This window comes from Bradyrhizobium guangxiense, from assembly GCF_004114915.1.
Lineage (GTDB): Bacteria > Pseudomonadota > Alphaproteobacteria > Rhizobiales > Xanthobacteraceae > Bradyrhizobium > Bradyrhizobium guangxiense.
Window position 1 is genome coordinate 6,392,377 of record NZ_CP022219.1, and the last position, 24,217, is coordinate 6,416,593.

21 protein-coding genes are annotated in these 24,217 nt (G+C 65.5%); 10 read left to right on the forward strand and 11 right to left on the reverse strand.

Features of this window, described 5'->3' with window-relative positions:
* Positions 1-89: 89 nt before the first annotated feature.
* From X268_RS30705 to ugpB, 10 genes are all read right to left on the reverse strand, one after another.
* Positions 90-812, reverse strand: coding sequence for a GntR family transcriptional regulator (locus X268_RS30705; RefSeq protein WP_164938013.1), 723 nt, complete (start codon positions 810-812; stop codon positions 90-92).
* Positions 813-816: 4 nt separating this feature from the next.
* Complete coding sequence (gene hpxZ, locus X268_RS30710; protein WP_128928409.1) at positions 817-1,209, reverse strand: oxalurate catabolism protein HpxZ; 393 nt, start codon at positions 1,207-1,209, stop codon at positions 817-819.
* Positions 1,210-1,232: 23 nt separating this feature from the next.
* On the reverse strand, positions 1,233-2,627 hold the full coding sequence (locus X268_RS30715; protein WP_164938014.1) for an AtzE family amidohydrolase: 1,395 nt from the start codon (positions 2,625-2,627) through the stop codon (positions 1,233-1,235).
* Positions 2,628-2,634: 7 nt separating this feature from the next.
* Positions 2,635-2,814, reverse strand: coding sequence for a DUF4089 domain-containing protein (locus X268_RS30720; protein WP_164938015.1), 180 nt, complete (start codon positions 2,812-2,814; stop codon positions 2,635-2,637).
* 26 nt (positions 2,815-2,840) lie between these two features.
* The gene (locus X268_RS30725; RefSeq protein WP_128928410.1) at positions 2,841-4,649 is read right to left on the reverse strand and encodes a dipeptide ABC transporter ATP-binding protein; all 1,809 of its coding nucleotides are present in this window, start codon (positions 4,647-4,649) and stop codon (positions 2,841-2,843) included.
* Positions 4,650-4,899: 250 nt separating this feature from the next.
* Complete coding sequence (locus X268_RS30735; protein ID WP_128928411.1) at positions 4,900-5,799, reverse strand: ABC transporter permease; 900 nt, start codon at positions 5,797-5,799, stop codon at positions 4,900-4,902.
* Positions 5,800-5,802: 3 nt separating this feature from the next.
* Positions 5,803-6,816, reverse strand: coding sequence for an ABC transporter permease (locus tag X268_RS30740; RefSeq protein ID WP_128928412.1), 1,014 nt, complete (start codon positions 6,814-6,816; stop codon positions 5,803-5,805).
* Between the two features lie 227 nt (positions 6,817-7,043).
* Complete coding sequence (locus tag X268_RS30745; protein ID WP_128928413.1) at positions 7,044-8,666, reverse strand: ABC transporter substrate-binding protein; 1,623 nt, start codon at positions 8,664-8,666, stop codon at positions 7,044-7,046.
* 364 nt (positions 8,667-9,030) lie between these two features.
* On the reverse strand, positions 9,031-9,978 hold the full coding sequence (locus X268_RS30750; protein WP_128928414.1) for an aminoglycoside phosphotransferase family protein: 948 nt from the start codon (positions 9,976-9,978) through the stop codon (positions 9,031-9,033).
* Positions 9,979-10,060: 82 nt separating this feature from the next.
* Positions 10,061-11,386, reverse strand: a complete 1,326-nt coding sequence (ugpB, locus tag X268_RS30755) for a sn-glycerol-3-phosphate ABC transporter substrate-binding protein UgpB (RefSeq protein ID WP_164938016.1) — start codon at positions 11,384-11,386, stop codon at positions 10,061-10,063.
* 191 nt (positions 11,387-11,577) lie between these two features.
* Here ugpB and X268_RS30760 point away from each other — a divergent pair, with 191 nt between their 5' ends.
* From X268_RS30760 to X268_RS30805, 10 genes are all read left to right on the forward strand, one after another.
* Complete coding sequence (locus X268_RS30760; protein ID WP_128928416.1) at positions 11,578-12,588, forward strand: TRAP transporter substrate-binding protein; 1,011 nt, start codon at positions 11,578-11,580, stop codon at positions 12,586-12,588.
* A gap of 63 nt (positions 12,589-12,651) precedes the next feature.
* Positions 12,652-14,673, forward strand: a complete 2,022-nt coding sequence (locus X268_RS30765) for a sensor histidine kinase (RefSeq protein WP_164938205.1) — start codon at positions 12,652-12,654, stop codon at positions 14,671-14,673.
* Positions 14,643-16,388, forward strand: coding sequence for an ATP-binding response regulator (locus tag X268_RS30770; protein WP_128928417.1), 1,746 nt, complete (start codon positions 14,643-14,645; stop codon positions 16,386-16,388). The genes X268_RS30765 and X268_RS30770 overlap by 31 nt, the downstream gene beginning before the upstream one ends.
* Positions 16,389-16,398: 10 nt before the next feature.
* Positions 16,399-17,136, forward strand: coding sequence for a response regulator (locus X268_RS30775; RefSeq protein ID WP_024337038.1), 738 nt, complete (start codon positions 16,399-16,401; stop codon positions 17,134-17,136).
* Between the two features lie 318 nt (positions 17,137-17,454).
* Positions 17,455-18,066, forward strand: coding sequence for a sigma-70 family RNA polymerase sigma factor (locus X268_RS30780; protein WP_128928418.1), 612 nt, complete (start codon positions 17,455-17,457; stop codon positions 18,064-18,066).
* Between the two features lie 354 nt (positions 18,067-18,420).
* Complete coding sequence (locus tag X268_RS30785) at positions 18,421-19,119, forward strand: cytochrome c biogenesis CcdA family protein (protein ID WP_128928419.1); 699 nt, start codon at positions 18,421-18,423, stop codon at positions 19,117-19,119.
* Between the two features lie 31 nt (positions 19,120-19,150).
* Positions 19,151-19,714 carry a thioredoxin family protein gene (locus tag X268_RS30790; protein ID WP_128928420.1) on the forward strand — a complete coding sequence of 188 codons (564 nt, stop codon included), beginning with the start codon at positions 19,151-19,153 and terminating at the stop codon, positions 19,712-19,714.
* 89 nt (positions 19,715-19,803) lie between these two features.
* Positions 19,804-20,778, forward strand: coding sequence for a hypothetical protein (locus tag X268_RS30795; RefSeq protein WP_164938017.1), 975 nt, complete (start codon positions 19,804-19,806; stop codon positions 20,776-20,778).
* Between the two features lie 398 nt (positions 20,779-21,176).
* Positions 21,177-21,770, forward strand: coding sequence for a L,D-transpeptidase (locus X268_RS30800; protein WP_128928422.1), 594 nt, complete (start codon positions 21,177-21,179; stop codon positions 21,768-21,770).
* A gap of 86 nt (positions 21,771-21,856) precedes the next feature.
* Positions 21,857-22,894 (forward strand): amino acid ABC transporter substrate-binding protein, encoded by a 1,038-nt coding sequence (locus X268_RS30805; protein ID WP_128929444.1) that lies wholly within the window; start codon positions 21,857-21,859, stop codon positions 22,892-22,894.
* A gap of 165 nt (positions 22,895-23,059) precedes the next feature.
* Here X268_RS30805 and X268_RS30815 read toward each other — a convergent pair whose 3' ends face one another.
* The gene (locus tag X268_RS30815) at positions 23,060-24,199 is read right to left on the reverse strand and encodes an acyl-CoA dehydrogenase family protein (RefSeq protein ID WP_128928424.1); all 1,140 of its coding nucleotides are present in this window, start codon (positions 24,197-24,199) and stop codon (positions 23,060-23,062) included.
* Between the last annotated feature and the right edge of the window lie 18 nt (positions 24,200-24,217).

The following is a 24,217-nucleotide window of genomic DNA, read 5'->3' on the forward strand; positions in this document are numbered from 1 at the left end:
CGCAGCGTGCCCACGATTCCTTCGACCATGAAGAGATCGTGGGCACGGCGCTTTGCGCCTCTGCCCACCCTGCGGCACCGCGAGTGCGGCTAGACCGACACCGCGTAGATCTCGTACTCCCCGCGCACCAGCTCGATATGCGCGCGCATCGCCGCCGCTGCGCCCTGCTTGTCGCCGCGCATAATGGCGACGACGACGCGGTCGTGCTCGGCTTGCGACTTGGCGAGACGGCCGAGGTTGCGGAACTGGGCGCGGCGGAACGGCTGCACGCGCACGCGCGTCGCCAGCGTGATCTCGGCGATATAGCCGTTCTGCGAACCGGCATAGATCGCGTTGTGAAAGCGCTCGTTGACCTCGTGGAAGCGCTCGGGGTTGCCGGCGTAGCTCAGCACCCGCAGCTCTTCGTGGATCGCTTCGAGGCCGTGCCGCTCGCTAGCTGCCATGCGCTCGGCGGCGAGCCCGGCGCACAGCGCCTCGAGCTCGGCCATCGCCTCGAACATGCTCTTGAGCCGCTCGACCGATGGCCGCGCCACCACGGCACCGCGATGGGGCCGCGCCTCGACCAGACCGCTCGCCACCAATTGCCGCAGCGCTTCGCGCACCGGGGTCCGCGACACGCTGAAGCGCCGCGCAATGTCGGTCTCGTCCAGCGGCGCACCGGGGGCGAGAGTCCCACGCACGATCTCGTCGGCGAGCTGAAGCCGCAGCTCCTCGGCGCGCGTGACCTTGTGCAGGCTGGGCTGCGCCCGGTCGACCCGTGGCACCACCGGCTCGGCCGGCAGCGTCCCGGGCGGAAGATCGTCAAGCGTCATGCGATCAGGTCTCTTTCGGCTCGTCGATGATGCTGACATGGGCGGCGACGACGCGCCAGCCCTCGGGGAAACGAATCCACGTCTGCATCTGCCGGCCGACCTTGCCGGGCGCCGTGTCGCGATAGAACAGGGTGGAGGCCACGGCCGTGTCGCGGCCATAGCTCGAGATCACCGTCCTGGCGGTGCGACGGTTGAGGCCGACCGGCGAGCGCGCGGCACGGAAGCCGCTGATCGCCTGATAGCCGTAGAGGTTCTCGCCGATGCCATAGCGCAGCGTGCGGGGATCGTTGCGGAAGAGCTCGCCGAGCATGGCGACGTCGTTGCTGACGAGGGCCTGCTCATAACGATCGAACGCGGCTTTGACTTCCGCGATCACCTCAGGGAGATCGATCTCCATCCCAAATTCCTCTTAAAGCCCGCTCAAAGTCCTCTTGGCGCGGGTGCGGCGGCCACGCCCATCTTCTCCAACGTGTGAGCGACGCGGAGCGCGATGTCCTCGCGCCAGGGCGCGGCGATGATCTGCACGCCGATCGGCAGCGGCTGGAGCGGAACCGGCACCGCAACGACGGGTAGGCCGATGAAGGAGATCGGCTGGGGGTGGATGCCGATATTGGCGCGCACCGGCAGCTCGACGCCATCGAGATTGAAATTGACCTGGCCGAGCTTCGGCGCCGTACAGGGCGTCGCCGGCGCCAGCAGCACATCGACCGACCTAAAGATCTCGGCGAGCTGCGCACGATACCAGCGGCGGAATTTCTGGGCGCGATCGACCAGCGGCGCCGGCACCATCGCGCCTGCGATCAGCCGGTCGCGCACGGCGGGATCGAAATCGTTCGGACGTTTGCGCAGGCGATCGAGGTGGAGGGAAGCGCCTTCGGTGGTGGTGATGACATAAGCCGCCGCGCGGGCGCGCGAGGCCTCCGGCACGTCGACAACCTGCGTTGCGCCAAGCGCCTTGGCGACGCGGCTGACGGCTTCGACGGCTTCCGGAAACACGTTCTTCTGGAAATGGCCGCCGGCGATAGCGATACGCAAATCCGAGATTGGATTGGCAATCAGCGGCAGCGTCGGCTCTAGCCCGCGCGTCGTGCAGGCGCTGTCCTCCGCGTCCGGACCCTGCATCACATCGTAGGCGAGCGCGAGATCGGCGGCCGTGCGCGCGAACGGACCGAGATGATCGAGGCTCGCCACGAACGGGAACGAGCGCGCGCGCGACAGCCGGCCATAGGTCGGCTTCAGACCGAAGATGCCGCAGAACGAGGACGGCACACGGATCGAACCGTTGGTGTCCGAGCCGAGCGCGATCGGCACCAGCGCGCCGCCGACGGCGCTGCCGGAGCCGCCTGAAGAACCGCCGGTCATCCGCGTCGTATCATGCGGATTGCGCGAGGGGCCGTCATGGACGTTCTCGCCGGTGAAGTCGTAGGCGTATTCGCCCATGTTGAGCGCACCAACCAGCACGGCGCCGGCCGCCTCCATCCGCTCGATCAAGGTCGCATCGCGTTTGGCGGGGGCGAGGTCACGATTGATCTTCGAGCCAGCGCGCGTCGGCAGCCCCTCCACGTCGAAGAGGTTCTTGACCGCGAAGGGGACGCCGGCGAGCGGGCCGACGGTCTTGCCGGCGGCGATGTCGGCATCGACGGCACGTGCCCTGGCACGGGCACGGTCGGCGGTGACGTCGGTGAAGGAATTGAGGACGCCGTCGTGCTGCTTGATCCGAGCGAGCGCAGCCTCAATGGCATCGAGCGCGGGCATTTTGCGGCCGGCGACCGCGCTCGCGATGTCGGCGGCCGTCATCTCTGGCTTGGTGGTCATGGCAGCATCACGCGGTGAAGATCGGCGCCGGCTCGGTCTCGTCCGGCAGCGCGAATTCGTCGACCATGCGGCCGAGCCGCAGCGAGACTTCGAGGTTGGCGCGCACCCCGGGCCGCCAGGCCTCTTCCACCGGCAGCGCCAGCGCTTTCGATAATGCGTCGATATAGTCGTCCAGCGGCTCCGCCATCACGCTCCCAAACAATCAGTGCACGCTCAGTGTGTCGGCGACGGCGGATGCGGGATCGCCGTCAGCAGTTCCTTGGTGTAGTCGTCCTGGGGATCGCTGAGGACCTGCTCGGAAGAGCCTTCCTCGACGATTCGACCGGTCCGCATCACAATGACACGATCGCACAACAAGCGCACCACATTCAAATCATGCGAGACGAACAGATAGCTCATGCCTAGCCGCGCCTTGAGGTCCTGAAGCAGGTTCAGGACGACCGCCTGCACCGACACGTCCAGCGCTGCCGTAGGCTCGTCGAGAATGACAAGCTTCGGATGCAGCGCGATGGCGCGGGCGATGCCGACGCGGGCCTTCTGACCGCCGGACAATTGGTGCGGGAAGCGGTCGAGCAGATTGTGCGGCAGCCCGACCATGGTCGCCAGCTCCTCGCAGCGGGCGCGCAGCGCATCGCGGCCCTTGATATCGCCCAATTGCATGACCGGGTCGGCGATGGCGCGGGCGGCGGTGAAGCGCGGGTTGAGGCTGTCGGTCGGATCCTGAAACACCATCTGGATGCGGCTGCGCTGCGGCATCCGGGCGAAGGCCGATGGTGCGATGCCCGAGATGTCCTCGCCGTCGAACCGGATCAGGCCGGAGGTCTGGTCGAGCAGTCGCATCACCATCATCGACGTGGTCGATTTGCCGCAGCCGGATTCGCCGACGAGGCCGACGCTCTCGCCATGGCCGATCGAAAAGCTGATGCCATCGACGGCGCGGAACACGTCCGGCTCGACCGGAGGCTTGCGGCCGAACAGCTTTCCAAGCACGGCGGTCGCGCCCTGGCGGGGGGATTCCTTGACGAGCTTGTCGACGAGGAGGAGGAGTTTTGTATCCTCGTCACCCCCGGGCTTGACCCGGGGGTCCATCGACGGAGAGAGGTCTTGCGACGCTTGATGGATGGCCGGGCCTTCGCCGCGCCGAAGGGGCTTCGGCCCCGCAGGCGGATCAAGCCCGGCCATGACGGCTGCGCCCTCCTCCTCCGGCAGCAGATCCCGCAAGGACACACCGAGCCGCGGCGTCGCGCGCATCAGCTTCTTGGTGTAGGGGTGCTGCGGGTTGGCGAAGATGTCGGCGGCCTTGGCGGTCTCGACCACGCGGCCCTTCTCCATCACCACGACCCGGTCGCAATAGGCCGCCGCAAGGCCGAGATCGTGGGTGATCAGGATGGTCGACATCGCGCGCCGCTTCGTCAGCTCGACGATCAGGTCCATCACCGCCTTCTGCGTGGTGACGTCGAGGCCGGTGGTCGGCTCGTCCGCGATCAGGAGCTGCGGATTGCAGGCGAGCGCGAGCGCGATGACGACACGCTGGCACATGCCGCCCGACAGCTCGAACGGATAGGCGTGATAGCGCTCGCGAGGGCGGGCGATCTTGACCTGCTCGAGCGCCTCGATCGCCTTCTCGCCGTGATCGGCAACTTGGGCCTGCTGCACATGGGTGCGCAGCACATCCTCGATCTGGTCGCCGACTTTGCGGATCGGGTTCAGCGCGGCGCGCGGGTTCTGGAAGATCATCGAGACTTCGCGGCCGCGCAGATCGCGCATCTGGTCTTCGGTGGCGGCCTTGACGTCGATGCCCGAGAACATCACCGAGCCCTCGGCGATCTTGCCGGCGCGGTCGAGGATGCGCATCACCGCGTAGGACGTCACCGACTTGCCGGAGCCGGACTCGCCGACGATGGCAAGCGTCTCGCCCTTGGCGACGGAGATGTTGACGTGCTGCACCGCCTTGACGATGCCGCGGCGGGTGGAGAATTCGACGGTGAGGTCCTGGACGTCGAGCAGGGGCTGGGCGGTCATGCGGGCCTCCCGTGACTCAAAATATCGAAAACAACCCCATGCACAGTAGAGGTGGACCTGGAATCATTGAGGAATTTTTGCGCTAAACTTGCGCGTGAGGCGGGCACTGCTCTCTCATTCCCTCCCCCCTTGTGGGGGAGGGGCAGGGAGGGGGGTAGCCACGAACTCAGACCTCGCCTGGGGCCACCCCCCTCCCCAACCCTCCCCCACAAGGGGGGAGGGAGCGCAGCTGCGAGCGTGGAGAGAACCATCACGTCCTCCGCTGGGGATCGACGATGTCACGGAGGCCGTCGCCGAGGAGGTTGAAGCAGAACACGGCGATCATCAGCGCAAGGCCGGGGAAGAGCGCGATCCACCATTCGCCGGACACCATGAAGCCGGCGCCTTCCGCGACCATGATGCCCCATTCGGCCGTGGGCGGACGGACTCCGAGGCCGATGAAGGACAGGCCCGCGGCGTTGAGGATGGCGTAGCCCATGGTCAGCGACATCTGCACGATCATGATCGGCATGATGTTCGGCAGGATGTGCACCAGCAGGATGCGGAATTCGCCGTTGCCCGATAGCCGCGCGGCCTGAACGAAGCCGGCATTGCGGCGGACATTGGCCTCGGCGCGCGCGACGCGGGCGTAGAGCGGGAAGTTCACGATCGCCGTGGCGAGGATGATGTTCTGCACGGTGTTGCCGAGGGCGGCGACGATGCCCATGGCGAGCACGAACAGCGGGAAAGCCATGATGGTGTCGGCGATGCGGCCGACGATGCGGTCGGTCCAGCCGCCGAAATAGCCGGCCGCGATGCCGGCGAGGCCGCCCATCAGGAACACCAGCGCGACGGAGGCGACCGCGATGAACGTGTCGAGCCGCGTCGCCACGACGACGCGGCTGAAGATGTCGCGGCCGAGCTGGTCGGTGCCGAACCAGTGCGCCGCCGACGGTGGCTTCAACGCCGCGACGGTGTCGGAGGCGAGCGGGTCGTAGGGCACGACATAGGGGCCGAAGATGGCGGCGGCGAGGATCAGGACCAGCAATGCGAAGGCAAAGCCGGTGACCTTGTTCTCGCTGAGGATATAGCGGGTCTGTTCGAGGATCGCGGTCAGTCCGGAGGTCCGCGCCGGACCGACGGGTTCTACAGCAGGCGCAACCGAGCTCATGATCTAGCCCTCCAACCTGACGCGCGGATCGATCACGCCGTACAAGATGTCGATCACGAGATTGAGCAGCACGTACATGACGGCCATGGTCAGCACGAAGCCCTGCACCGGCGCGAAATCCGACGAGATCAGCGCTTCCACCGCGTAGGATCCGATGCCGGGCCAGGCGAACACTTTCTCGACCAGCACGTTGGCGCCCAGCAGGAACGAGAACACCATGCTGAGCGTGGTGATCACAGGCAGCATCGCGTTGCGGAAGGCGTAGGTGACGATCACGGTCGACGGTGACAGGCCGCTGGCGCGCGCAGTGCGGACGAATTCGGATGCGAGCACCGCCAGCATCGAGGCACGCGTCATGCGCGCGATCGGCGCCAGCGAGAAGATCGCAAGCGTCGTTGCGGGCAGGATGAGCTGGCTCAGCGCCGAACGAAACGCCTCGAAGTCACGCGCGATCAAGGTGTCGATCAGATAGAAGCCGGTCACTGTCGGCGGCGCGCTGTAGAACACGTCGAGACGGCCGAGCGGCGCCGGCGCCCAGCCGAGCCGGAAATAGAACACATAGACCAGCACGAGGCCGGTGAAGAACACCGGCAGCGACACGCCGGCCGTGGTCGTGACACGACAGAGATGGTCGATCCATGATCCCGGCCGTGTCGCCGCCAGCACGCCGAGCGGAATGGCGATCGCAATGGACACGAAGAGTCCGAGCAGCGTCAGCTCAGCGGAAGCCGGCAGGCGATTGCGGATCTCGGTCGCGACCGGCTGACCTGTCGTGAGCGAGTTGCCGAAATCGCCATGGGCGAGATCGTTGGTGTAGCGGAAGAACTGCTCGATCAGCGGCCTGTCGAGCCCGAGCTTCTTGCGGATCTGCTCGACGGCCTCCTTGGTTGCGGCCGGGCCGGCAAAGTAGGCGGCGGGATCGCCGGGCAACGCACGCGTCAGCAGGAAGGTGACGATGACGACGCCGATCAGCGAAGGAATCGCAAACATCAGGCGCTTGCCGATCATAGTCAGCATGGGACGGGCCCCGTGTTCGACAAGGCTCTCTCGGCACGCGCAGCTATGTTCCCTCCCCCCTTGTGGGGGAGGGCTAGGGAGAGGGGTGCTACACGGGGACTCGCGGTGTAGCGACGCATACGCCACGCGCGACAATGAACACCGTTTCCTGGGCCACCCCTCTCCCCAACCCTCCCCCACAAGGGGGGAGGGAGCCTGAAGAGCGTGCTCACCTCACCCATCACGCCTCACCCCTTCGCCAGCGCGCGATAGTCGAGCCTGCGGTGGAACCAATACTGATAGCCGCTGACGTTCTTCTGCATCGCGACGTTGACGAAGGGCTGGTACAGCGGGATGCGCGGGATGTCGGTGAAGGCGAGATCGACAAAGCCCTTCACGTCGGCGTCGTAGGTTGCCTTGTCGCCGGTCGCGGCGGCGGTGCGCGCGCCGTCGATCAGCTTGTCCATCTCCGCCGACTTGTAGCTCATGGTGTTGAAGACGGAATTGTTGCCGTGATAGCACCAGTAGAAGAAGTACTCGGGGTAATCGAGCCAGCCCGAGAACACGTTGGTGAAGAGCGGCATCTCCTTCTTGTTCAATTCGGTGCGCCAGTTGGCGCCCGGCACCTTGTTGATGGTGGCCTTGATGCCGATCTGCGCGAGGCTCTCCTGCACCAGCACGCAGAGCGGCTCCTTGACGCCGGCGAAGTTGAGATCGAACGAGATCGTGGTCTCGAAGCCGCTGGCGTAACCGGCCTCCGCCAGCAGCGCCTTCGCCTTGTCCATGTCGGTATTGTATTTGTGCGGCTGCGGCCAGGCGACCTCGGTCGGCTTGTCCTTCGCCGCGCCGAACATGGGGTTGGCGAGGCCGAACATCACCGCGTCGATGATCTTCTGATAGGGCAGCGCGTAGGCCACCGCCTGACGGACCTTGGGATTGTCGAACGGCGGCTTGGTGACGTTCATGCCGATATACTGGATGCCGTTGGAGAACGGCAGCGACACGACGTTGAGCTTGCCGTTCGCCTTCATCTCCTGAAAGTCCTTGTTCGGCAGCTCGTAGGAGATGTCGGCATCGCCGCGCTCCAGCAGTGCACGGCGATTGCCGGCCTGCGGCACCATGCGCCAGATCACGCGCTTGATCTTCGGCAGCGGACCGCAGACCCAATCGTCATTGCGCTCCATGATGACCTCGGTGCCGGCCGTCCACTTCGTCACCTTGTAGGCGCCGGAGCCCGCGGTCTGCTGCTTGGTGAACTCGAGACCCCAGGGGTCCTTCTCGCTGGCGTTCTTCTTCACCAGTTCCGAGTTGACGATGCAGGGCACGATCACGGCGAGATCGGGGACCGTCAGCCTGTCCTTCTTCAGGAAGTCGACGCGCACGGTATGGTCGTCGATCACCACGAACTGCTCGGGCTTGGTGAGCGAGCCCGCGCTCATCTGGAAGGTCGGGAAGCCGCCGACACTGACCGCACGATCGAGCGACCATTTCACGTCCTTGGCGGTGACAGGCGTACCGTCGTGGAATTTGGCGTTCTTGCGCAGCTTGAAGGTGACCGACATGTCGTCGATCTTGAAGTCTTCCGCCAGTTCGCCCTTGAACTTGTCGCGGTCGTAATAGGGAATGCCGCCGGGTCCGCTCTTCATCTCGTGGCTGATCAGGCGGTCGTAGCAATTCCAGGACACCTCATAACCGGGCACGTTGGTGCCGACGCCGTGGATGTCGAGATTGTTGGGGCCGCCCTCCGAAACGATCAGCAGCGTCTCCGCGCGCGCGTCGGCATAGGCCGAGGAGATCACGGACGGCACGGCCGGAAGCGCCGCGCCTGCGGCCAACCCGGAAACGGACTTGAGGAAATCGCGGCGCTTCATGAAATCGCTCCAACACAAAAGCTTCTGGTTGGAACTGGATTCGCAAGGTTTGTGCCAGAGCTTAACGAGGTACTAAATTTGCAGTAAAGAGCTGATATTACAGAAGATTACTGCATTTCTCCGTTTTGTACGGCAGATCGAATTGCATACAAAGAGAGGCAATCGCATAGAAATTAGGCTGCAAAATCTCGGAGCCCATCGAGGAGGCGGACGAAATCCCTGCGCCGGGCCGGGGCGGCCCCGTCATTCCGGGGCGATGCGCAGCATCGAGCCCGGACTCCATCGGGCGGCAACACGCGCGGGACAAGGGATTCCGGGCTCGCCGCTCCGCGGCGCCCCGGAATGACGACGAGGCGTGGCGGACTCAGCCGGGCCAGATCAGCTCCTGCAGCTCAACCAGGTCATTCGCCTTGCCCTGCCAGCCCGCGATGCAGATGTGCGCGTTGAGATCGCTGGCACGGTGCAGCAGCATCAGGGCCATCAGGCGCCGCTTGAGCGCATCGTCCGGCTTGGCATAGCCAAAACCTTCGAGCAGGCTCTTCACCCGTCCCGGCCGCCCCGCCGCCATGAAGGCGCTGGGGCCGAGCAGATCGTAATCGCGCCATCCGGCGAGGACATCGCCGAAGTCGAACAGGCCGGCGAGCGACCATTGGTCGTCCCGGCAGGCGAGCAGGAAGTTCTCGGGAATGTATTCGCCGATCAGCATCACCGGCGGCGCATCCATCGGGATGAGCTTGCCCGCATCGCACAGGAGATCGTCGAGCCCAGCCAGGAATTTTGGCGCAAGGCCGAGACGGGTGTGCCGCGCTCTGCAGCCCTGCATCTGCCTGCGCATGAAATCGTCCCAGCGCGGCTCGATGGCCGCGAGCGGACCGAGCGGTGCGCGCTGGACGCTGGCGATGGTCTCGCCGATCTGGCGCAGCAGGCGCTCCTTCTGGTCTTCCGCTAGGTGCGGCCACACCTCCGAGCCGAGCGTGCCGGCAAGGCGCGTGAGGACGAGATAGGGCCAGCCGTCGCGCACGCCCTCGGCGACGATCTCGGGGATCGGCAGATCGAGATGGCCGGCGAGCTGCGTCAGCGAGCCCCGCTCGGACACGAACTGCGCGCGCAAGAGCGGCGAGAAGATTTTCAGGATCAGCGTTTCACCCAGCCCGACCACGAGGTTGGTCCCGGTCGCAAACACATGCGGCGAGCTGGCATCGAGACCGTGGCTGCGCGCGATGTCGAGGGCGATGGGCAGCCATTGCGACGGATCGGAGCGAAAGGCGCGAAAGCTCTCGGCGTCGGCGAAGTCAGGGAGTTTCATGGACATCGCGCGCTGCTGTTTGAGTTCGTCTTGCCCGCGCGGCCATGACGACGTGGAAAGGTCCCAACGCCAAGCACCTCTTCCCTTCCTAGCGGTCCGGGCTGGCGCGCTCGAACTGGCGGAGCAGCTTGTTGCCGCGCTCGACGGCGGAATCAAGTGCGGCCTTTGCGCTTTTGTGACCGGCAAAGGCCTGCTCCAGCTCGTCCTCGATCGCGCCGCGGATCAGGACGAAGGAGCCGAGCCGGACGCCCTTCGAATTCTCCGTCGGCGGATGCAGCGTGGTCTCCTCGAACGAGATTGCCGAACCCGGATTGCGCTCGTAGAAACCCTGCGACCGCGTCAGCTCGAACGCGGCACGGGTGATCGGCAAATACCCGGTGTTCTGGTGCCAGGCGGCCTGCACGCCCGGCTGCGACAGATAGGCGAAGAACCGCGCCACGCCCTTGTATTCCGCGCGCGGCCGGTCGCGCAGCACCCACAGCGTGGCGCCCCCGATGATCGAGTTCTGCGGCGCGTCCTTTACGTCGGGCCAATACGGCATCATGCCGTAGCCGATCTCGAATTTCGTGTTCGCCTTGATGTCGGCACGCGTCGCCGAGGAGCCGATGAAGATGCCGCACTCGCCGTTCTGGAAGCGCGGCTCGGCCGCTTGTCCGCGGCCGCTATAGTCGAACACCTTGGTTTTCTGCCATTCGGCGAGCTGAGCGACGTGCTTGACGAGAAGCGGATTGTTGATGGTCAATTCCGCATCCAGCCCGGCAAAGCCGTTGGCCCGGCTCGCCACCGGCAGATTGTGGAAGGCCGAGAAATTCTCGACATGGATCCAGGACGGCCAGGATGTGGTGAAGCCGCACAACGCGCCGCGGTCGCGCAGGCGCTTAGCAGCGGCGCCGAGCTCCGGCCACGTCCTGGGCGGCGCTTCCGGATCGAGGCCCGCGTCGCGGAACATGGTCTTGTTGTAGTACAGGATCGGCGTCGAGGAATTGAACGGGAACGACAGCAGATTGCCGGCCGCATCGCTGTAATAGCCGGAGACCGCGGGCAGGTAATCGGCGAGCGAGAACGGCTCGCCCTGGTCGCGCATCAGGTTGAACACCGGATAGATCGCGCCCCTGGCCGCGGTCATGGTGGCGGTGGCGACCTCGTTGACCTGGACGATGGCGGGCTGGCTGCGCGAGCGGAAGGCGAAGATCGCGGCCGTCACGGTCTCCGTGTAATTGCCCTTGTAAGCCGGCACGATGCGGTAATCGGACTGCGAGCCGTTGAAGTCGGCGGCGAGCTTGTCCAGTTGCCGGCCGAGCTCGCCAGACATGGCATGCCACAACGCGATATCGGTGGCGGCCCGCGCAGGGGCAGCCAATGAGAGGGCCGCAAAGACGGCGACGAGCTGCAAAAGGCGCAATGCTGACCTCACGATGGCTTCTTCCCAGGCCGCGGTCGACGAGGCGGCTGTCCTGCTTAAGGCGCGGCATACCCAGTTTCAACCGTGAATGAACGCCAGCCGCGCCGCACAATCAGCCCCCGGGATGGCCTTCCCTTAACCATCTGCTAGATTGCATTGAACCTTTTGCTCCCGCCATAGACTCCACCACTGAGGGGTTGAGTGTGCCAGTGTTGAACCGTGCCGAACTCTCGCGGACCGGGGTGGTTGTCGTCGCGCTTGTGCTTGCCGCAGTCTCGTTGAGCATGCAGGCGACGGGCGCCGTTGCGCGCGAATTTCGCGCCGCCGACACCCAGACCGAGGATTACCCGACGGTCCAGGCGCTGCGCTACATGGGCGAGCTGATCGCCGAGCGCACCAAGGGCCGCCACGAGATCAAGGTGTTCCACTCCCGTCAACTCGGCGAGGAAAAGGAGACCATCGAGCAGACCCGGGCCGGGGCGATCGACCTCAACCGGACCAATGTGGCACTGATCGGCAACTTCGTTCCGGCGATGAACGTGCTCGCCATGCCGTTCCTGTTCCGGTCCATCGAGCACATGCAAAAGGTGCTGGACGGGCCGATCGGCAGCGAGATCCTGAGCAGCTTCGAGCCCTACGGCTTCGTCGGGCTCGCCTTTTACGATTCCGGCGCGCGCTCGATCTACAACGGTGTCCGCCCGGTGAGGAGCATCGCCGACCTCAAGGGCTTGCGGATCCGGGTGCAGCAGTCGGAGTTGATGAGCCAGATGATCCGCTCGCTCGGCGCGGAGCCGGTCGAGCTGCCTTATGGGCAGGTGCTCACCGGGCTCACCAACCATCTGATCGACGGCGCCGAAAACAACTGGCCATCTTTCGTGACGACGGACCATTACAAACATGCCGGCCACTACACCCTCACCGAGCACACGATGAGCCCCGAAGTGCTGGTGATCTCGCTGAAGGCCTGGCAGAGCCTGTCGCCGGACGACCAGGCGATCTTCCGGGAGGCCGCGCAGCGCTCCAGCCGCTTCATGCGCGAGAAGTGGCGCGACCTCGAGGAGCAGTCGCAGCGCAAGGCGCAGGAAGCCGGCGTCACGATCGTCAGGGATATCGACCGCAAGCCGTTCGAGGACGCAATGGCCGCCATCTACGCCAAGGCCGGGCGCGATCCCGCCGCGGCCGCGCTGATCGAACGCATTCGCAAGGTGGAGTGAGCCGCGTTGGCTGCACTTGGACATCACGATCACGCAGACCGGCCGCCCGGCCCGCTCGGGCGGATGCGGGCGCGGCTGGTCGGCGTGCTGCGGGCGGTGCCGATCCGCTGGCGCATCCTGTCGATCGCCGCGCTCAACTCCGCCGTGGTGGTGGTGCTGGTGGCCATGATCTGGAACGGCGCGCAGGTGCTGGGCTCGGCCTGGGACGACGTCCGCCAGGTGCGCGAATCCGACCGGATCCTGGCGCTGCTCGAAAGCGAGACCGGGCGGCTGCAGAACCTGATCCACCGCTACATCAATCAGCCGAGCCCGGACCTGTTCGCCGAGATCCTGCTGCTGCGCGAGGCGGTGCTGGGCACGCTGACCAACCGCGCCGCCAAGGATCCGATGCTGTCGGGCTCGGTCGAGGAGCTCGAGCGCACCACCGACCGCTTCCTCAACGGTTTCGGCGAGCTGCGCAGCGTGCAGGCCACCATCGCCAAGACCTATGAGGAGCAGGTGCAGGGCCCGGCCAAGGACATGGCCGGCCTTTATTCCATCATCGAGGGCGCCACCGGCCATCGCGACGCGCTGATCTGGCCCTCGCTGGGAAAATCCCGCGAGGCCTTCACTGCGATGCTGGTGGCGGCCAATTCCTACTATCTGTCGCTATCGCCGGGCGCGGCCGACGACGCCCGCCGCAACACCGAGACGATCGAGAAGACCATCCCCGTGATGATCGATCTCGCCGACAACGACCTGCAGAAGATGGCGCTGCAACGGCTCGGCGCCCGCACCGCCGCGCTGCGCGAGGGCTTTGCAAAGCTTTCCGAGCAGCTTGCGAGCCGCACCGAGCTCCTGCGCAACACCATCGACGCCAGCCAGGCCGAGGCGATCGGCGCCATCGACGACCTCTCCACCAAGATGCGCCAGCGCGAGCAGAAGGCGCAGGAGACGTTTGACCGCACCCTGGCCGACATTTCCAGGCGCGTGCTGTCGATCGCGGTGATCTTCCTCGGCATCATCCTGACCGCCGGCGTGATGATCGCATTGTCGATCCGCCTGCCGCTGCAGCAGATCATGACCGCGATGCGCGCGATCACGCTCGGCGATCTCGACCGCGAGGTGCAGGGCACGAAAGCGCGCGACGAGGTCGGTGCCATGGCGCGCGCGGTGGAGGTGTTCCGCGAGAACGCGATCGCCAAGCGCGAGACCGAGGACGAGCTGCGCGCTTCCAAGGAGAAGGCCGAGAGCGCGCTGCTCGAGCTCAACACCGCGCAACAGAACCTGATCGACGCCGAGCGGCTGGCGGCGCTCGGCGGCCTCGTTGCCGGCGTCGCGCACGAGGTCAACAACCCGATCGGCATCAGCCTGACGGTTGCCTCGAGCTTTGCCCGGCGTACGGAAATCTTCGAGGCCCAGCTCAAGGGCGACGGCGGCTTGCGCCGCTCGCAGCTGGAAGAGTTCGTGCAATCCTCGCGCGACGCCTCGCAGCAGCTCGTCGCCAATCTCCAGCGCGCCGGCGAATTGATCCAGTCGTTCAAGCAGGTCGCGGTCGACCGTTCCCATGCCGAGCGGCGGCAATTCAGCTTGAGCGAGGCCACCGACCAGATCATTGCAAGCCTGCGCCCGGTCTTGAAGCGCTCGCCGATCACGCTCGGCGTCGACGTGCCCGAGGGGCTGCTGCTCGACGGCTATCCCGGCTCCTATGGCCAGATCCTGACCAATCTCTTCCTCAACGCCGCCAACCACGCCTTCGCCGACGGGCGCGCCGGCACCATCACGATCTCGGCCCGACCGCGCGGGACCGACGACATCGAGCTGATCTTCACCGACGACGGGGCCGGCATGACCCCCGACGTGCAGCGCCAGGCCTTTGACCCTTTCTTTACCACCCGGCGCAATGAAGGCGGTACGGGCCTCGGCCTGCATATCGTCTATAACCTCGTCACCCAGCAGCTCGGCGGCCGCATGATGCTGGAATCCAAGCTGGGACAAGGCACTACTTTTCGCATTATCATGCCCCGGGTCGCCAAGGGCGGCGCGCAAAGCACAGAAAGTGACGGGACTTCTCAATGGCCGAACAGGACGATGTCCTCCACCTGATCGACGATACCGGTGCCGCGTCGGAGGATAGCAACGCCCGGAAGTGGAAGATCGCCGTCATCGACGACGATCCGGCCGTGCATGACGGCACGCGTTTTGCGCTCTCGGATTACAGTCTCAACGGCCAGAGCCTCGAGATCCTGTCGGCCTATTCCGCGGCGGAGGGCCGCAAGCTGATGGCCGAGCACAGCGACATCGCCGCCGTGCTGCTCGACGTCATCATGGAGACCGACGTCGCCGGCCTCGAGCTGGTCGAGTTCATCCGCAACGAGATCCGGAACGAGACCGTGCGCATCATCCTGCGTACCGGCCAGCCCGGCCAGGCGCCGGAACGGCGCGTGATCGTGCAGTACGACATCAACGACTACAAGGCCAAGACCGAGCTCACCGCGGACAAGCTGTTCACCTCGCTGACCGCAGCGCTGCGCTCCTATCAGCAGCTCGAACGCATGGTGCAGACGCGGCGCGGGCTCGAGATCATCATCGACGCCGCCTCGACGCTGTACGACTTCAAGTCGATGCAGCGGCTCGCCGAGGGCGGTTTGACCCAGCTCGCCTCGCTGCTCAACGTCGATTGCGCCGGCATCCTGGTCCTGCGCGACAATGGCGGCGTCGATCCCGAGCTTTCGGTGCTCGCCGGCAGCGGCTGCTACAGCCGCTTCATCGGCACCACCTCCTCGAAGGCGCTCGACCCCGAATTGCGCGAGATGGTCGAGGCCGCGTTCCAGCGCCGCAAGAACGAATTCGCCGACCATCGCAGCGTGATCTATTTGCGCACCGGATCCGGCCGCGAGGTCGTGGTGCTGCTGCAGGCCGAGCGCGAGCTGTCCGAGACCGACCGCTCGCTGGTCGAGATATTCTCTTCCAGACTCTCGATCGCCTTCGACAACGTCATCCTCTACCAGCAGCTCCAGGACGCCAACACCCAGCTGGAGGACCGCGTCGCCCAGCGCACCCGGGCCCTGATGCAGGCCAACCGCCGCCTCTCCGCGCAATGGCTGCGGCTGCAGCGCGCCAACGGCTTCAAGAACGAGATTCTGGGCACCGTCGCGCACGATCTGAAGAACCCGCTCGGCGTCATCCTCGGCCGCACCGAGATGCTGAAGGAGCTGATCTCGACCGGCGCCTCGGAAGGCGGCGTGGTCGCCCAGGTCGACCATATCCGCGACGCTACCAAGCGCCTGACCACGATGGTCGACCATCTGATCTCGGACGCGATGGCCGATGCCTTCGACATTACCATCCGCCGCGAGCCGGTCGACGTCGCGGGCCTGGTCAAGGAGGTCGCCGATGCCAACCAGCCGCTCGCCGTCAACAAGCAGCAGACGATCAGCGTCACCGCGCCGCCCAACATCGTCACCATGTGCGACACCGACCGCATCCGCGAGGCGATCGACAATCTCATCAGCAACGCCATCAAATACTCGCCGATCGGCGGCAAGATCGATGTGGCGGTCAGCCACGAGGGCAGCGACACCATCGTCCGCGTCAGCGACGAGGGCGCCGGCCTGTCGCCGGAGGATCTCGGCCGCCTGTTCGGCCGCTTCCAGCGGCTGTCAGCCAAACCCACCGCCGGCGAGAGCTCGACGGGGCTTGGGCTGTCCATCGTCAAGCGGATCGTCGACATGCATGGCGGCGATGTGACCGCCGACAGCGACGGACCCGGCAAGGGCTCGACCTTCACCATCACCCTCCCCGCGACCGAAATGCCGTGATGCAGAGACCATGACCCAAAGCCAGCACATCATGATCGTCGACGACGAGGCCCCGGCCCGGGAGATGGTCGGCGATTATCTCAAGATGCACGGCTTCACCGTGACGCTGTGCGACGGCGGCAAGTCCTTGCGCGCCGCGATCCAGGGCAGCATGCCCGATCTCGTCGTGCTCGACCTCAACATGCCCGAGGAAGACGGCCTCTCGATCATCCGCGATCTCAAGAGCCGCATCAACGTGCCGGTCATCATGCTGACGGCGACCGCGAGCCCGATCGACCGCGTCGTCGGTCTCGAGCTCGGCGCCGACGACTACGTCGCCAAGCCTTGCGAGCTGCGCGAGCTGATGGCGCGCATCCGCTCGGTGCTACGCAGAAGCGTGCCGGCCAAGGCTGCCGCGCCGGACGCCGCCGCGGCAAAGTCCGACAAGGAGCAGCTGGTGCGCTTCGGCACCAAATGGCTCGATCTCGAAGCGCAGGCCTTGCGCGACGACGAGGGCAACGAGCATCCGCTGACGGCATCCGAGTTCGGACTACTCAAGGTGTTCGCGGCCAATCCGAAGCGCGTGCTGTCGCGCGAGCGCCTGCTCGAGCTTGCGAACGCCCGCGATGCCGAAGCCTTCGACCGCGCCGTGGACCTGCGCATCATGCGCATCCGCCGCAAGATCGAGCCCGACCCGGCCAAGCCGGCCGTGATCCGCACCATCCGCGGCGGCGGCTATCTGTTCTCGCCGCAGGGCGAGAAGGCGTAGAGCGCGGCAAGCGCGCCCTCGGGCGCGCGCCGGCGCAGGGGACGACGGTGGTGAGCCAGGCGCGGCCAAACGCAAATCGCGGGGATTCGTTCCTCGGCGCTGCGATCCGCCACAAAACACCCACCCCCGTATTTTCCGTACATTGAAATTCCACGACTTTTTGCCCCGAATGTTTCGTCGCGGGCCTCCCGACGAAACAATTTGACGGCGCACGAAACCATTTTCCGCTTTTCGTGCAGACGTCCCGAAACGTTGGCTCATTAACACTTTGGTCCAAGGAAACGCCGCTCGGTTGCGGCGCTACGGGGAGCCAAGTCCATGCCGAACGTCATCGCCATCAACGCCCAGGCCAGCCAGAGCATCATCGCCGCTCAGGCGACTTCGGACGACATGCTCCTCGAGAGCATTGCCGACGGCAACCGGACGGCCATGCACATCCTCTATTGCCGGCACAATGTGCGGGTCTATCGCTTCATCCTGCGCATCGTGCGCGACGCCACGGCGGCGGAAGACCTCGTCAGCCAGGTGTTTCTGGACGTGTGGCGGACCGCCGGCCAATTCCAGGGCCGCTCCCAGGTTTCGACCTGGCTGCTCTCGATCGCCCGTTTCAAGGCCCTGACCGCGATGCGCCAGCGCCGCTTCGAGGACATCGACCAGGAGGACGTGCGTCAGATTCCCGATGATTCCGACACGCCAGAGACCTCGCTCGACCGCAGCGACACCAGTGCCATCCTGCGCGCCTGCGTGGAGAAGCTGTCGCCGGCGCACCGCGAGATCATCAACCTCGTCTACTACCACGAGAAGTCGGTAGAGGAGGTCGGGCGGATCATCGGCATCCCCCAGAGCACCGTGAAGACGCGGATGTTCTACGCCCGCAAGCAATTGGCCGATTTGCTTAAGGGCGCCGGCGTCGACCGTTTCGCGGCGTAAGATGAAGAATTTCAAGGAGATAGGTCCCGCAATCAGGCCCTATCCCTGGACACAGAAGCGTTACCGCCGACGAAACAATTGAAACAAACGACAACATCAGGCGGAAAAACTTCCCCCCTATAAGGCTCCCATACGGTTTCGTTAAACCTCCCAAGACCTCCAGCGACCCGGACGATGCCCCCGTCCGGGTCGTTTTGTATTTGGGGTGGAACGGACTTTTCGTCTCCTTCCCGCAAGTAAGACGGGCCGGCTCTCTCCTCACACCCCGACGGCCCCGTCACGAAGGCGTGACGTCGCGTAACGACTGCCACGCCCGAGCCGAACTGCCCTCGTGACCTCCGCCACGAGTGGCCCATGCTCGAACTTCTCCTCGCTCTCCTCGCCGGCCTCCTCACCATCGCCGCGCCCTGCACGCTGCCGATGCTGCCGATCCTGCTCGGCGCCTCGGTCGGGCGCGCGGGGCATTGGCGGCCGGCGATGATCGCGCTCGGCTTCGTCGTCTCCTTCTCCGCCGTCGCGCTGCTGCTGGGCGCGCTGACGCGGCTGTTCGATTTCGATCCGAACGTGCTGCGCGAGGCGGCCGCGATCCTGCTGCTCGGCTTCGGCCTCTTGATGCTATGGCCGGCGCCGTTCGAATGGCTGTCGATCCGGCTCAACGGCTGGCTCGATCTCGGCAACACCGGCGCCACGCAGCGCGACGGCGCGCTCGGCGGGCTCGTGCTCGGCACCACGCTGGGCCTGGTCTGGACGCCCTGCGCAGGCCCGGTGCTCGGCTCGATCCTGACGCTGGTTGCGACCCAGAAGAACGCTGCCTGGGCCGGCACGCTGCTGATCGTATACGCGATCGGCGCGGCGCTCCCGATGCTGGGGATAGCCTATGGCGGACAGGCCGCGACCACGCGCGTGCGCAGCCTCGCGCGGATCAGCCCGCGCCTGCAGCAGGGCTTCGGAATCGTCGTGATCGCCTTCGCGGTTGCCGCCTATTTCCAATACGACACGCTGATCGTGGCGTGGCTCACCGGCTTCTACCCCGCCGGCCAGATCGGCCTGTAACCATCGAAGATTTCACCCGGAGGACGCTTCCATGGCTTTCAAACTGCTCGCCGTTTCCGCCGCTCTGATCGGCTTCGCCGTGACCGGTGCCGTCATTCCAGGCGTCTGCGACGAGGTGTCCCAAACGGCACCCGTCCGCGTCGCGGCAGCAAGCCAGCAGGCCGCGCCCGACTTCACCGGCATCAACACCTGGTTCAACTCCAAGCCGCTCAGCCTGGCCGATCTGCGCGGCAAGGTCGTGCTGGTCGACTTCTGGACCTATGGCTGCGTCAACTGCGTCAACACGCTGCCGCACGTCACCGACCTCTATGCCAAGTACAAGGACCGGGGTCTCGTCGTGGTGGGCGTGCACACGCCGGAATTCCCGTTCGAGCGCTCGGCCTCCAACGTGCAGGCCGCGCTGAAGCGCCACGGCATCACCTATCCGGTCGCGCAGGACAATGATTCCAAGACCTGGAACGCCTACCGCAACCAATATTGGCCGGCGCAATACATCATCGACCAGAACGGCAAGATCGTGTTCCAGCACGCCGGCGAAGGCCGCTATGACGAGATCGACCGCACGGTGGCAAAGCTGCTGAACGCCAGCAGCTGAGCCCGCGCGGGCGCCCGGTGACGGCGTTGTTGCTTGACTCCACGGACCCGTCCGTGGAGTTTCGCGCGCAACGGAACCAGCCGCCCGCAATGGCCGACGCGACCACCAGCACCGATATTCGCCTTCGTGAAGGCTCTTCGATCGCGCAGCGGCTGGTGATGTCCGGCTTTGCCGCCGCCGTCGCGCTGTGCTTCACGCCGGGCCTGTTCACCCAGGACATTCTGGAGATCGTCATTTCAGTGGTCGCGCTGCTGGTCGGCGCGGGATTCGTCGTCGGCATCATGCTGGCGCCGGCGGTGGTATGGATCATCACGCCGAACGAGATCCTGATCGGGCGGCAAAGTCCGTTTGGAAAGCTGCGCACGCGCATCGTGGCCAAAGACGACATCACGGGGTTGCAGGTCCCCGGCAGCAAGCGGGTGAAGGCCCGCTTTCAACTCGTCTTCACGCTGGCCTCGGGAGAACGCCTGACGTCGCCACCGATCGCCGACGTCACCCATGTTCGCGACACCGTCGCCCGGATCGCCGCGCAGTTCGAAGTTCCCAATGTCGAGGAGCCCGTCAATCCGCTCGATGCCAGCAATCCCGAGATGCATCTCGGCGAGCCGCCGGAGGCGTTTTCCGCACGCGACATCAGGATCGTGTCGTTGGTCGCCGTCGCTCTATCCGCCGTGCCCTACGCCTACAAGCTCTGGCGCGGATGGCCGCCCACCCATGTCGACATCCTGCTGCTGCCGCTCGGCGTGATTGCGGCGTTCGCCGTGCATCGCTACGCCAACCTCGTGACTGGCGCATTCTGGATCATCCGCGAGGGCGACATCCGCGTCGAACGCCTGTGGGGTGACGGCACGCCGCGTGCGGACCATATCGAGGGGCATGAGGTGAAGACGATCACCCTGGACCGCCGCGGGCGATCCGAGGACGAACATTGCATCGTGACGATCCGCCTGCGCTCGGGACGACGGTTTCGCAGCCCGCGGATCGGCTCCCGGGTCGAGGCCCGCGCCGTCGGAACGGAGATCGTGCGGCGGCTGGGGATCGCGGCGGAGAGCAACAAGATCTGACTGTGAGCCGGCAGCTTGCCTGCGGCCATCCTTCGAGACGCCCGCCTGCGGCGGGCCCTCAGGATGAGGGCAGAGTGTGCGGGACAATTTCGATGAGCACCGCTGTTTCTCAGCCTCATCCTGAGGAGACCGCGCAGCGATCGTCTCGAAGGACGAGGCGCGCTCAGACCCCCGCCAAGTAGCCCTGCCTGCGGGCGAGCAGGGAGCGCAGCGAGCCCAGCCGCGACAATCACTGCTTTTCGCGCCATCCCCTGTTTGTGGCATTGCGTGGAGCGCGTCAAAAAACCAAAGCATTCTCGTGACATATCAGGGCGGCCGGCCATCAACTTGCCATGAACCTGCCCCTGAGATTTGATGGCTTTGAATGATTTGCGCTGTGGCAGCGGGGAGAGCATCACATGACCAATTTTCGTCGCCTGACCGGCATGTTCATGGCTGCGGTGGGGCTTATCCTGTCCGCGCCGCAAGCCTTCGCCCAGCAGCCTGACCGCGGCGACGAACCGGGCCTGATCGCCGACGACGGCTACGAGCTCGAGCCGGAATGGCAGAAGCAGGTGGTGTACTTCCGCACCACCGAAGCGCCGGGCACCATCATCGTCTCGACCGCGGAGCGGCACCTCTATCTGGTGCAGCCCGGCGGGCGCGCGATCCGCTACGGCATCGGCGTCGGCCGTGACGGCTTCCAGTGGCAGGGCCTCGTGACCATCACCAACAAGAAGGAATGGCCGGACTGGACGCCGCCGCCGGAGATGATCCAGCGCCAGCCCTATCTGCCGCGCTTCATGGCCGGCGGCCCCGGCAATCCGCTCGGGGCCCGCGCGATGTATCTCGGCACCACCGTCTACCGCATCCACGGCACCAACCGGCCCGACACGATCGGCACCAAGGTCTCCTCGGGCTGCTTCCGTCTCGTCAACAACGACGTCGCCGATCTCTACGATCGCGTCCCTGTCGGCACCAAGGTGGTGATCCGGCAGAAGCCCGAGCTCTGAGGCTTTGATGCGAGCATGGTCCTCCGGATCATGCTCGTCGCCTTCCCCTCCGATTCCTTTTCCCGATTTTTCGAGAGAGCAACATGATGCGCAGTTTTCGTGGCGGCCTGCTGATCGGGCTCGCGGTCGCCGTGCTGGTCGCCGTCCTGGCCATCATCTATGAATTCTACGACACCCGCACGCTGAAGCGCACCGTGCGCCGCGGCGAGGTGCTGTGTGGTGTCAACCGGGGTCTGCCGGGCTTCTCGATTCCCGACGACAAGGGCAACTGGACCGGCTTCGATGTCGACTTCTGCCGCGCGGTGGCAGCCGCCATCTTCAACGACCCGAGCAAGGCCAAATTCGTCCCGCTCGATGCCAGCGAACGCTTCAAGGAATTGCAGAGCCGCAAGGTGGACATCCTCTCGCGCAACTCGACCTGGAGCATGGCGCGCGAGCTGGACTACGACCTCTATTTCCCCGCGGTCGCCTATTACGACGGCGCCGGCTTCATGCTGCCGCGTTCGCGCAACAAGGAGACCTCGCTGGACCTGACCGGCAGCAAGGTCTGCGTGCAGGCCGGCACCACCACGGCACTCAACGTCGCCGATTACTTCAAAGCCAACAACATGAAGTATGACGAGGTGAAGTTCGACAAGCTGGATGACGTGGTGAAGGCCTACGACACCGGCAAGTGCGACACGCTCTCGGCCGACGTCTCCCAGCTCTATGCGCTCAGGCTGAACCTCGCCAAGCCCGGCGACCACATGATCCTGCCGGACATGATCTCCAAGGAGCCGCTCGCCCCCGTCGTGCGCCAGCGCGACGACGACTGGATGATGATCGTGAAGTGGACGCTGTATGCCATGATCAACGCCGAGGAGCTCGGCGTCACCTCGGAGAACATCGACGAAGCGCTGAAGTCGAAGAAGCCGGAAGTGATGCGCCTCGTCGGCACCGAAGGCAATTACGGCGAGCAGCTCGGCCTGACCAAGGACTGGGTCGTCCGCATCATCCGCCATGTCGGCAATTACGGCGAGATGTATGACCGCAACATCGGCGAGAAGTCGAAGCTGAAGATTCCGCGCGGCATGAACCAGCTGTGGAACGCCGGCGGCGTGCAGTACGCACCGCCGATGAGGTAAGGCGGTCTCGCCACCCTCTCAACTGTCATCGCCCGGCTTGCCCGGGCGATCCAGTATTCCAGAGACGTCAAACGTTTGCGGAGAGGCCGCGGCGTACTGGGTCGCCCGGTCAAGCCGGGCGACGACACCGAGGGGGAGGTGCGCCCTCGCGCCCCAACCGCCGTCTCAATACTCCCGTGCGCGCGCCAGCTGCTCGGTGTGGTAGTTCGCATCGCCGAACAGCTCCTCGCAGACCCGCGCGCGCTTCATGAAGAAGCCAATGTCGAACTGATCGGTCATGCCCATGCCGCCATGCATCTGCACGCCTTCCTGCACCGCGCGCGTGGCGGTGGTGCCGGCGCGCGCCTTGGCGACCGCGACGCCCAGCGCGGCCTTGGCGACGTCGGCGTCCAGCGCCTGCAGCGCCTTCATGGTGGCGGCGCGGGTGATCTCGATGTCGACATAGAGCTCGGCGGCGCGGTGCTGCAGCGCCTGGAATTCGCCGATCAGCTTGCCGAACTGCTTGCGGCTCTTGAGGTACTCGACCGTGCGATTGAAGACCTCGTCGCTGAGGCCGACCATCTCGGCGGCGACCGCGCCGCGGCCGATGTCGAGCACGCCGTCGAGCAGCGCGCCGCCCTGATCGACCTCACCAAGCACGCTGTCGGCATTGACCTCGACATTGGCGAACTCGATCCGGGCCGCATTGTGGGCGTCGACCATGATGGTGCGCTCGATCGCGACGCCCTTGGCCCTGGGGCTGACCAGGAACAGCGTCAGGCCCTCGCGCTCGCCGGGTGAGCCTGCGGTGCGGGCGGCGACGATCAGGAGATCGGCAACGTGGCCATCGACCACTAGCGCCTTGGCACCGGAGAGCTTGAAGCCATTGCCGGCGCGCACGGCCTGCAGGCTGGTCTGCAGCGGGCGATGCTTGGCGCCTTCGTCGATCGCCAGCGTCGCGAGCAGCGAGCCATTGGACACTTTCGGCAGATATTCCGACTTCTGCGCGGCATTGCCACCGCGGCTCAGCGCCGAAGCCGCGACCACCGAGGTGGCAAGAAAGGGCGACGGCATCAGGGTGCGGCCGATCTCCTCCATCACGACACCGGCCTCGACATAGCCGAGCCCGCTGCCGCCGAACTCTTCCGGCACGAGCAAGCCGGCAAAGCCCATCTCCGCGAAGGCGTGCCAAAGCTCCTTGGAGAAGCCGGTGGGATCCTTGCTGTCGCGCAAGTGCCGCAGGTGCGACACCGGCGCCTTGTCGCTGATCAGCCCGCGCGCGCTGTCGCGGAGCATCGATTGTTCTTCGGTGAGGACGAGGGCCATGGTGGTGTTTCCGAATGT